Genomic DNA, 9,660 nt, shown 5'->3' on the forward strand with positions numbered 1-9,660 from the left:
TGCGATCAGGCGCGGGTGTGCACCGCGCGGGCGGCCCACCACACCGCGACGCCGACGCCGGTGGCGGCGAGCACGGCGGGCGCGAACGAGGCCGCACCGGTGGCGAGCGTGAGCATCGCGCCGAAGGCGAGGACGACCAGCGCCGCGAGCAGTGCCTCGGCCTTGTGCCGGGGCCAGGCGATGCCGAACACGTCGACGGTGCGCCGCAGCGCGCCGGCGCGGCGGGCGGAAGTCGAGAATGCGGCACTGGTGGTCATGGTGTTCATCGTAGCCTGTGACTGAGGTTTCGGCTACCCGAACTCGCAGTCCGGCGGGTCGATCTGGGATGATGGAACGCGTGTTGCGCTGGATAACCGCTGGAGAATCGCACGGCCCCGCCCTCGTGGCCCTCGTGGAGGGCATGGTCGCGGGCGTCGAGGTCACGTCGTCGGACATCGCCGCCCAGTTGGCGCGGCGTCGACTGGGCTACGGGCGTGGCGCGCGCATGAAGTTCGAGGCCGACAAGGTGACCATCCTCGGCGGCGTCCGGCACGGCCTGACCCAGGCGGGCCCCGTCGCCATCGAGATCGGCAACACCGAATGGCCCAAGTGGGAGCAGGTCATGTCGGCCGACCCCGTCGATCAGGAGCTGCTGGACGGCGTGGCGCGCAACGCGCCCCTCACGCGTCCCCGGCCCGGCCACGCCGACTACTCGGGCATGCTCAAGTTCGGCTTCGACGATGCGCGCCCCGTGCTCGAGCGCGCGAGCGCCCGCGAGACCGCGGCCCGGGTGGCCGCCGGCACCGTCGCCCGCAACTTCCTGCGCCAGGCCCTCGGGGCCGAGGTGATCAGCCATGTCATCTCGATCGGTGCGTCGGAGCCCTATGTCGGGTCCACGCCGTCGGCGGCCGACCTGGAGCGGATCGACGCCTCGCCCGTGCGCGCCTTCGACGAGGCCGCTGAGCAGTCGATGATCACCGAGATCGAGGCCGCCAAGAAGGACGGGGACACCCTCGGTGGCGTCGTCGAGGTCGTGGTCACCGGCCTGCCGGTGGGCATCGGCTCCGTCGCGTCGGGGGAGAGCCGGCTCGACGCGCGGCTCGCGTTCGCGCTCATGGGAATTCAGGCGATCAAGGGCGTCGAGGTCGGCGACGGCTTCGAAACGGCCCGTCGGCGCGGCAGCGAGGCGCACGACGAGATGCTGCCCGACAAGGGCGGCGTGTTGCGCTCGACCAACCGCGCGGGCGGCGTCGAGGGCGGTATGACCAACGGTGAGGAACTGCGCGTGCGCGTGGCGATGAAGCCGATCTCCACGGTGCCCCGCGCCCTGCGCACCATCGATATGCAGACCGGCACCGAGGCCGTCGCGATCCACCAGCGCAGCGATGTCTGCGCGGTACCCGCGGCGGGCGTGGTGGCCGAGGCCATGGTGGCCCTCGTGGTCGCGCAGGCGGCTCTCGAGAAGTTCGGTGGCGACTCCTTGGCGGAGACGCGCAGCAACATCGAGCGGTACTCCGAGCAGGTGGCGGCGCGGTTGCATCGGGTGACGCCCGGGGCGGTCTGATGGCTGCCGCGCCCGCGCGCGCAGGCGGACCCGTCGCGATCCTCATCGGCCCGCCCGGCGCCGGGAAGACCACCATCGGTCGGCGCTTGGCGCGGGCTCTCCGGGTGGACTTCATCGATATCGACGAGGAGATCGAGCAGCGCGAGGGCCGGCCGATCGGACAGATCTTCGCCACGGACGGTGAGCCCGCGTTCCGCGCCATCGAGGAGACGGTCACGGCGGAGGTGATCGCCACGCATCCGGGTGTGATCTCGCTCGGCGGTGGTGCGGTCATGTCGGTCGCGACCCGTGAACTCCTGAAACGACATCAGGTCGTCTATCTGGAACTCACCGACGAGGAGGGGATCCGGCGCACCATCGGGTCCGCCCGTCCACTCCTCAAGAGCGACGATCCGGCGGCCGCGTACCGGGCCCTCATGGCCCGGCGGACCCCGGTCTACCGCGAACTCGCGACGATCCGCGTCTCCACGGTGGGTCGCGCACCGTCGTCCGTCGTCCGGCAGGTGCAGCGCCGCCTGAAGGACACCGCCCCCGGGCGGGAACGCCGCGGCCCCTGGCCGAAGCTGCCCGCCGTCCTGCGTACGTCCGCCAAGAATCGATCGGAGTAGTAGATGAGCGAGAACCCCGTGCAGGTCCGCGTCGACGCGGGCAGCCCCTACGACGTGGTGATCGGCCGCGGGCTGCTCGACGAGACCGTCGCGGCGGCCGGCGAGGCGACCAAGGCCGCGATCTTCTACCAGCCGACTCTCGCCGAGACCGCGGAGGCTCTGCGTCAGGCGTTGGCGGACAAGGGGATCGACGCGCATCGTATCGAGCTGCCCGATGCCGAGGCCGGCAAGGACCTGCAGGTCGCGGGCTTCTGCTGGGAGGTGCTCGGTCGAATCGGCCTGAGCCGCCAGGACGTGATCTACAGCTTGGGCGGTGGGGCGGCGACCGATGTCACGGGTTTCGTGGCCGCCACCTGGATGCGCGGCGTCCCGGTCGTGCACATCCCGACCACGCTGCTGGCCATGGTCGACGCGGCAGTCGGCGGCAAGACCGGCATCAACACCGACGCCGGGAAGAACCTGGTGGGTTCCTTCCACGAGCCGCGGGCCGTGATCGTCGACCTGGTGACGCTGGAAACGGTGCCGCGCAACGAGATCGTGGCCGGCATGGCCGAGGTGATCAAGACCGGGTTCATCGCCGACCCGGTGATCCTCGAGCTCGTCGAGAAGGACCCGGAGGCCGCGCTCGACCCCACCGGCGACGTGCTGCCCGAGCTGGTCCGCCGCTCCATCGAGGTCAAGGCGAAGGTCGTCTCCGCCGACCTCAAGGAGTCCTCGCTGCGCGAGATCCTCAACTACGGCCACACCCTGGCGCACGCCCTCGAGCGTCGCGAGCGCTACCGCTGGCGCCACGGCGCCGCCGTGTCCGTCGGCCTGATCTACGCCGCCGAGCTCGGCCGTCTCGCGGGCCGGCTCGACGACGAGACCGCGGACCGGCACCGTCGGGTCCTGGAGTCCGTCGGCCTGCCCACGTCCTACGACGCCGACGCCTTCGGCCAGCTCCTCGAGTACATGGGTACGGACAAGAAGAACCGCGCCGGCATGCTCCGGTTCGTCGTGCTCGACGGCCTGGCCCGCCCGGGCCGGCTCGAAGCACCGGACCCGTCGCTCCTGGTCGCCGCCTACTCCGCGGTCGCCAAGGAGGGCCCGCAGCCGAGCGGCTCGGTGCTCCTGTAGAGCACTACCAGCAGAGCTTCCCCGGCTCGACGTACGTGTGGACGGCCAACGCCCACCCGGCGCAGAGCATGAGCGCTGCGGCGATGCCGAACCACGGGTTGCGGCGCAGCGCTGCGTACGCGCCGAGCGGCGCGGCCCAGAGCGCTCCGGCGGCGGCGGTGGTCGCGACGCCGCCGAGTCCTCCGCGCGTGCCGGCGCTGCACGTCGTATCGATCGCCGACCACGCGCCCCACCAGGCCAGCCACGCGCACAGCACCGTCCACGCGGCGTAGCCGACCACGGCCAGTGCGGCGCGCGCCTGGCCGCTCACGGCGCCTCCGGGAGGCCGAGAAGGTCCGCAGAGCGGGTCAGTGTGTATTCGAACAACGCGTCCGCGGGCTCGAGTGTGTTCGCGAACTGCCCGAACAACTCGAAGCTCACGGCGCCGAACAGCTGGGTCCAGGCGATGATGCCGAGGGCGAGCTGGGCGGGGTCGCCGCCCGGGGCGACCGCCTCGGCGACGGCGCGCAGCTGTTCGTCGAGCACGCCCGACGGTGCCGGTGCCCCGCCGTGCCCGGTCGCCGCGATCCGGGCGAGGGTCCCCGAGGTGCGGATCGCCGCGGCGGTCGTCTCCGCCGGTGCGTGATAGCCGGGCACGGGGGAGCCGTAGAGCAGCGTGTACTCGTGCGGGTGGTCCAGGGCCCAGCGACGGACAGCCCGGGCCGCGGCGATCCAGCGGTCGCGGGGCTCCGCAGCGGCCGAGTCGGCGGCCACCACCGCATCGCCGAGGGACTCGTAGGCCTCGGTGATGAGCGTGGTGAGCAGCGCATCGCGGCTCGGGAAATACCGGTACACGGCCGACGAGGCGAGCCCCAGGTCCCGGGCCACGGCGCGTAGCGAGAGCGCCGCGGCGCCCACCTCGCGGAGCTGCTCCCGCGCGCTGCGGATGATCTCGGCGGTCAGTTCGGCGCGGGCGCGCTCGCGGGCGGTCAGGGAGGCGTTCACCTCTCGATCATTGCACTGATCGGAAACGCGAGCACTGCTCTTGACAAAGCTGCACAGCAGACGGAGCATAGATCTAATACAAGAGCAATGCTCACAGTTGGAGGATCTCATGACCGCACCCGCCGCCACCGTCCGCCCCGGCCGGACCGCCACCGCGTTCAACAACACCGTCGCCTGGCTCGCCCGCCGCGGCGTGTCGGTCTACGGCAGTAGGGAACTCGCCGTCCGTGGGCGGAAGTCGGGCGAGTGGCGGACGGTACCCGTCAACGTCCTCGTCGTCGACGGCGCCGAGTACCTCGTCGCGGCGCGGGGCCTCACGCAGTGGGTGCGCAACATGCGGGCCGCGGGCGCGGGCGAACTGCGGCTGGGGCGCACCGTCGAACCGATCATCGCGACCGAGGTCGTCGACGCGGCGGCGAAGGTGCCGGTCCTGCGCGCGTACCTCCGCAAGTGGGCGTGGGAGGTCGGTGCGTTCTTCCCGGGCCTGAGTGCCGACAGCACCGATGACGAGCTCGCCGCGGCAGCGGACCGCTACCCGGTCTTCGCGATCCGGCGCGCGTGATGCGACCTGCCGACCCGATCGCGCCGGTACCGTCGCAGGGGTGAAGGCGACGAGGTCGATCGATCAGGACACGGGCGAGCTGGAGGTACACACCGGCGTCGCCGGTCGATCGGCGCGGCTCGGGCATCGCCTGGTGCTCGCGGCCCGCTCCTGGCAGGCGGTCGTGCAGCTCGACGACGAGCGTCCGGTCGCGCTCACCGTGACGGTCCGCGCCGGATCGCTCGAGGTGACCTCCGGCGAGGGTGGCCTCACGCCGCTCAGCGCGCCGGAGCGGGCCGTCGCCACGGCGAACGCGCACCGCTCGCTCCAGGTGAAGAAGTACCCCGCGATCGAATTCCGATCGGATTCGATCGAGCCCTCGGAGAACGGCTTCCGTGTGCGGGGCGGACTCACGATCTGCGGGGCGGAGCGGCCGTGCGAATTCCCGCTCGACTACGAGGCGGGTGCGCCGGCCCCCACGCTCGCTGTGGCGGTGCCGGTGCGCCAGACGGATTTCGGGGTCAAGCCCTTCTCGCTCATGATGGGCACCCTGCAGGTGGCCGACGAGGTCACGGTCGTCGCGCGCGCGACGGTGTGACCGCGCGTACCTCCGCGATACCGTGGGAGGCATGCCGCAGACGACCACCGACCACTCCCGCCGGCGCGACACCCTCCGCGCCGCGCTCGCGAGCCACGACCCCGCGCTCGACGCGATTCTCGTCACCAACCTCGACAACGTGCGCTACCTCGCCGGTTTCACCGGATCCAATGCCGCACTGCTGGTCGCCGCGGACCCGGCCGCCGACGCCATCGCCACGGACGGTCGCTACCTCACCCAGGTCGCCGAGCAGTCCGGCGATCTCCCGGCCGTCATCGAGCGCGACGTGGCGAAGGCCCTGCTCGCCCGGGCGCGCGCGGCGGGCACGGGCACCGTCGGCTTCGAGGCCACTGCGCTGAGCTATGCCGACCACGCCCGCCTCTCCGGCGACGACGTCCCGGACCTGGTGCCCACGACCCGGCTCGTCGAGAGGCTCCGCGAGGTCAAGGACGAGGGCGAGATCGAGCTCCTGCGCCGCGCCTGCGCGATCACCGATCAGGCGCTCGCCGCCCTCGTCGAGGAGGGGGCGATCCGCGCGGGCGCCACGGAGTCGCAGGTGGCGCGGCGGCTCGAGAACCTCATGTACGAGTTCGGCGCCGAGGCCGTCGCCTTCGAGACGATCGTGGCCGCGGGCGCCAACTCGGCGATCCCGCACCACCGGCCGACCGACGCCGTGCTGGCGGCGGGCGATTTCGTCAAGATCGACTTCGGCGCCCGGTACGGCGGCTATCACGCCGACGAGACCCGGACCTTCGTCCTCGGCGCGCCCGCCGACTGGCAGCGCGAGATCTACGACCTGGTGGCGCGTGCTCAGGCGGCGGGTCGGGCCGCGCTGGTCCCGGGCGCGGACGTGCGCGACATCGACGCCGCGGCCCGGTCGGTCATCGAGGCCGCGGGGTACGGCGAGCAGTTCGTGCACGGCCTCGGCCACGGCGTCGGGGTGGAGATCCACGAAGCCCCGACGCTGGGCAAACTCGGCAGCGGTACACTGTCCGACGGTGCTGTGGTCACCGTGGAGCCGGGTGTGTACCTCCCGGGCCGCGGTGGAGTCCGCATCGAGGACACCCTTGTGGTCCGTGCGGACGGGCCGGAATTGCTGACCCGCACCACCAAGGACTTGATCGCACTCTAGGAGAATTGACACCCGTGGCATCGACTGCTGATTTCAAGAACGGACTGGTCCTCAACCAGGAGGGCCAGCTCTGGCAGATCATCGAGTTCCAGCACGTCAAGCCGGGCAAGGGGCCCGCCTTCGTGCGTACCAAGCTCAAGAACGTGGTCTCCGGCAAGACGGTCGACAAGACCTTCAACGCCGGCGTCAAGGTCGAGGTCGCCACCGTCGATCGTCGTGACTTCAGCTACCTGTACCACGACGGCACCGACTACGTGTTCATGGACGCCGAGACCTACGACCAGATCAACCTGGACGAGAGCAAGGTCGGCGACGGCGCGAAGTTCCTGCTGGAGAACATGCAGGTCCAGATCTCGATGCACGAGGGCGAGGCGCTGTTCGTCGAGCTTCCGCTCTCGGCCGAGTTCGTCGTCCAGCACACCGACCCGGGCCTGCAGGGCGACCGCTCCACCGGCGGCACCAAGCCCGCCACGCTGGAGACCGGTGCCGAGATCAACGTCCCGCTGTTCATCAACACGGGCGACAAGCTCAAGGTCGACACGCGCGACGGCAGCTACCTGGGGCGCGTGAACTCCTAAGTGCCCGAGCAGTCTGAGAACTCCCGCTCCACCAAGGGGCCGAAGAAGTCCGGCGCCCGCCACCGTGCGCGCAAGCGCGCCGTCGACCTGCTGTTCGAGGCGGAGGCGCGCGGCGTCACCGACCTCGACGGCATGCTGGCCGAGCGCCGGCAGCTCGCGGCCGAGGACGCCGCGGTCGCGCCCGTGTCGGAGTACACGGCGACCCTGGTCACCGGGGTCGGGCTCGACCTCGGCCAGCTCGACTCGGTGATCTCCTCGCACCTGACCGGCTGGACGCTCACGCGCCTCCCGGCGGTGGATCGCGCCATCATGCGCATCGCCGTGTGGGAGCTGTTCAACGCCGTCGACGTGCCCCCGGCCGTGGTGGTCGACGAGGCGGTCGAGCTCGCGAAGGAACTGTCGACCGACGAGTCGCCGACCTACCTCAACGGCGTGCTCGGCAAGGTCGCCACGCTCGCTCCGCAGGTGCGATCCGCGGCCGCGGCCCAGCCCGCCGACCGCGCGGAGTAGTCCCGCTACCCCTTCAGGCGCGCGGCCAGGGCCCGTGCATTGCGGAGCGCGAGGGCCTGCACGACCCCGATCGGGTGCACCCCGCTCGCGGTGGGCAGCATCGATGCGTCGGCGATGACGACGTTCGGCACATCCCACAGCGCGCCCTCGGGGTTCGCCGCGCCGCGGCGCTCCGACGAGGCCATCCGGGCGGTGCTCATCGGGTCGGTCGCGCCGAGCGCGATCTCACCCACCCCGTAGCCCGCGGCGTGCGAGCGCTGGAGGAACTCCTCCAGCGGCCGGTCGCCGGGCACGTAGTCGCCGCCGCGCTGCTGCCCGGTGAAGATCCTCCGCGCGCCCGCCGCCTCGAGGATCCGCACCGCCGTGTCGACGCCCGTCCGCAGGTGCGCACGGTCGGCCTCCGCCAACTCGTACCGCACGGAGGGCTCACCGGCGGCGTCCATGACGACCTCGCCGGCGCCGCGGTCGCGGAGCATCACCCGCACCATCGACAGGTGCGGGAGCTGGCGCATCACGTTCAGGTGCTCGACGGGGTTGCGCCAGGGTACGAAGCTGGACGCCAGCACCGGCGTCAACGGGATGGTCTCGTAGCGGACGCCGAAGCCCTTTCCGTCGAGGTCCGCGTGCGCATCGCTGAATCTCGTGGAGGGCGGGCCCGACCACGGGGCGATCAGGTCGCCGAACAGGCCCAACGCCGTCGCCGTGGGGTGCAGGTGCAGGTGCTTGCCCACGTGTGAGCCGCCGATCCCGGACCGGCTCAGCAGGGCCGGGGTCTCGAAGCCGCCGGCGGCCACGACGACGGCGCTGCACTTGACGGTGAGCCACGAGCCGCCGGACGTCCGCGCGATCACCGTCCGGGCCCGACCGCCCTGCGTCTCGATGGACCGGGCCTGCGCGCCCGTCACGATGCGCGCGCCGCGCTTCTCCGCGTCGCGCAGCCACGTCCGTCCCGCGTCCTGCTTCGCTGCGATCCGGCTGGCCGGCCCCCACCGGCCGTCGGCCTCGCCGTCGTCCGCCAGGCCGACGGTGCGCACGGGCAGGCCGAGTTCCAGGCAGCCCCGCTCGAGCAGCACGTCCCGGTGCGACGGTGCGCCGGCTCCCTCGGTGACCCCCGAGCGCCGCCAGACCTCGTCCAGAACGGCGTCGAGCGAGGGCCCGGTGTCCACGCCGCGGGCGGCCCAGTCGGTCCGCACCTCGTCCGGGATCCGGTAGTACCCGCCGTGGGAGACGACGGTGCCGCCGCCGAGGCAGCGCGCCGCGAGGAGATAGGACTGCGCGTTCTCGGTCCAGAAGGGTCCGGGCGCGTAGAGCCGGGAGAGGTTGTCGTGATCGGAATCGCCCGCCTCCGTGGGGGAGACGTAGTCGCCGCGTTCGAGGACGAGGACGTCGAGCCCGGCCTCGGCGAGCGCGGCGGCGGCGACGGCGCCGCCCGCGCCGGAACCGATCACGACCACATCGCACGCCGTGGACGCGTCGATCTCGTACCGGGTGGGGGAGAGCGGGCGCAGTGCCCGCATGGCGCGGGCCCGCGGCTTCTTCATCGGCGCCTGCCGCGGGTAGCCGATCGCGGCCATCAGTTCGGCGCCCGGCCCGTGCTGGCCGTCGGCGCCGCCGGCCGCGTAGTACGCGAGGAGCGCGACGTTGCGCAGCCGTTTGAACAGCATCCGCTTCTGGACGAACCGCGACCGGGACAGATCGACCAGGACCCGCTCGCGCTCCGCCGCCGGCAGGTCCACGAAACGCTGACCGCGGGTGCCCAGGACCGTGGCGCAGAACACCCGGTTGTCGAAGAGGGACAGCGACTGCGAGAGCGTGTTGCCGTCGCTGTCGCGGGGGCTGCGATCGGCGTAGGAGGCGGCCACGTCACCGGCGCGCAGATCGCTCGCCGAAGGGATGGCCACACCGTCTCCCGGGGCGAACGTGTCGACGATCGCGGAGAGCGTCGCGCGCTGCCTGGTCGACAATTCCATGACCTGAACGTACTGGTATGCTTCGTGGTGCATCAAGGCATCCTTTGAAGTCCGTCCGGAGAGGCGGAGCGAGCCGTCCG

General features: G+C 71.9%; 12 protein-coding genes. 8 read left to right on the forward strand and 4 right to left on the reverse strand.

Going from position 1 to position 9,660, the window contains the following annotated elements; all coding sequences use genetic code 11:
• Positions 1-5 precede the first annotated feature (5 nt).
• Positions 6-257, reverse strand: a complete 252-nt coding sequence (locus HF999_RS16155; RefSeq protein ID WP_168546874.1) for a hypothetical protein — start codon at positions 255-257, stop codon at positions 6-8.
• An 80-nt stretch (positions 258-337) separates the two neighbouring features.
• On the opposite strand from HF999_RS16155, the gene aroC reads away from it, so the two are divergent.
• The 3 genes from aroC to aroB are packed head-to-tail and all read left to right on the forward strand — an operon-like array spanning position 338 to position 3,267.
• Complete coding sequence (aroC, locus tag HF999_RS16160; protein ID WP_376766497.1) at positions 338-1,543, forward strand: chorismate synthase; 1,206 nt, start codon at positions 338-340, stop codon at positions 1,541-1,543.
• The gene (locus HF999_RS16165; RefSeq protein WP_168546875.1) at positions 1,543-2,151 is read left to right on the forward strand and encodes a shikimate kinase; all 609 of its coding nucleotides are present in this window, start codon (positions 1,543-1,545) and stop codon (positions 2,149-2,151) included. Before aroC ends, HF999_RS16165 begins: the two co-directional genes overlap by 1 nt.
• 3 nt (positions 2,152-2,154) lie before the next feature.
• Positions 2,155-3,267 (forward strand): 3-dehydroquinate synthase, encoded by a 1,113-nt coding sequence (gene aroB / locus HF999_RS16170; protein WP_168546876.1) that lies wholly within the window; start codon positions 2,155-2,157, stop codon positions 3,265-3,267.
• Positions 3,268-3,271: 4 nt separating this feature from the next.
• Here the strand turns inward: aroB and HF999_RS16175 are convergent, their stop codons facing one another.
• On the reverse strand, positions 3,272-3,577 hold the full coding sequence (locus HF999_RS16175) for a hypothetical protein (RefSeq protein WP_168546877.1): 306 nt from the start codon (positions 3,575-3,577) through the stop codon (positions 3,272-3,274).
• Positions 3,574-4,251 carry a TetR/AcrR family transcriptional regulator gene (locus HF999_RS16180; protein ID WP_168546878.1) on the reverse strand — a complete coding sequence of 226 codons (678 nt, stop codon included), beginning with the start codon at positions 4,249-4,251 and terminating at the stop codon, positions 3,574-3,576. Before HF999_RS16180 ends, HF999_RS16175 begins: the two co-directional genes overlap by 4 nt.
• A 109-nt stretch (positions 4,252-4,360) precedes the next feature.
• Between HF999_RS16180 and HF999_RS16185 the strand changes: the two genes are divergently transcribed.
• Genes HF999_RS16185 through nusB form a run of 5 tightly spaced genes read left to right on the forward strand, consistent with a single transcriptional unit; the run spans position 4,361 to position 7,610 of the window.
• A complete protein-coding gene (locus tag HF999_RS16185) occupies positions 4,361-4,813 on the forward strand; it encodes a nitroreductase/quinone reductase family protein (protein ID WP_168546879.1) in 453 nt (150 codons plus the stop codon).
• A gap of 40 nt (positions 4,814-4,853) precedes the next feature.
• Positions 4,854-5,390 (forward strand): YceI family protein, encoded by a 537-nt coding sequence (locus tag HF999_RS16190; protein ID WP_312854166.1) that lies wholly within the window; start codon positions 4,854-4,856, stop codon positions 5,388-5,390.
• Between the two features lie 31 nt (positions 5,391-5,421).
• Entirely contained in the window at positions 5,422-6,522 is a 1,101-nt protein-coding gene (locus HF999_RS16195; RefSeq protein ID WP_168546881.1) for a M24 family metallopeptidase, read from the forward strand.
• A gap of 14 nt (positions 6,523-6,536) precedes the next feature.
• Complete coding sequence (gene efp, locus HF999_RS16200; RefSeq protein WP_168546882.1) at positions 6,537-7,100, forward strand: elongation factor P; 564 nt, start codon at positions 6,537-6,539, stop codon at positions 7,098-7,100.
• The gene (gene nusB / locus HF999_RS16205) at positions 7,101-7,610 is read left to right on the forward strand and encodes a transcription antitermination factor NusB (RefSeq protein WP_168546883.1); all 510 of its coding nucleotides are present in this window, start codon (positions 7,101-7,103) and stop codon (positions 7,608-7,610) included. It abuts the gene before it with no gap.
• A gap of 5 nt (positions 7,611-7,615) precedes the next feature.
• On the opposite strand, the gene HF999_RS16210 is transcribed toward nusB, so the two are convergent.
• Positions 7,616-9,613 carry an FAD-dependent oxidoreductase gene (locus tag HF999_RS16210; RefSeq protein WP_168546884.1) on the reverse strand — a complete coding sequence of 666 codons (1,998 nt, stop codon included), beginning with the start codon at positions 9,611-9,613 and terminating at the stop codon, positions 7,616-7,618.
• Positions 9,614-9,660 lie beyond the last annotated feature (47 nt).

The sequence above is a fragment of the Tsukamurella spumae genome (genome assembly GCF_012396015.1).
Classification (GTDB): Bacteria; Actinomycetota; Actinomycetes; order Mycobacteriales; family Mycobacteriaceae; genus Tsukamurella; species Tsukamurella spumae.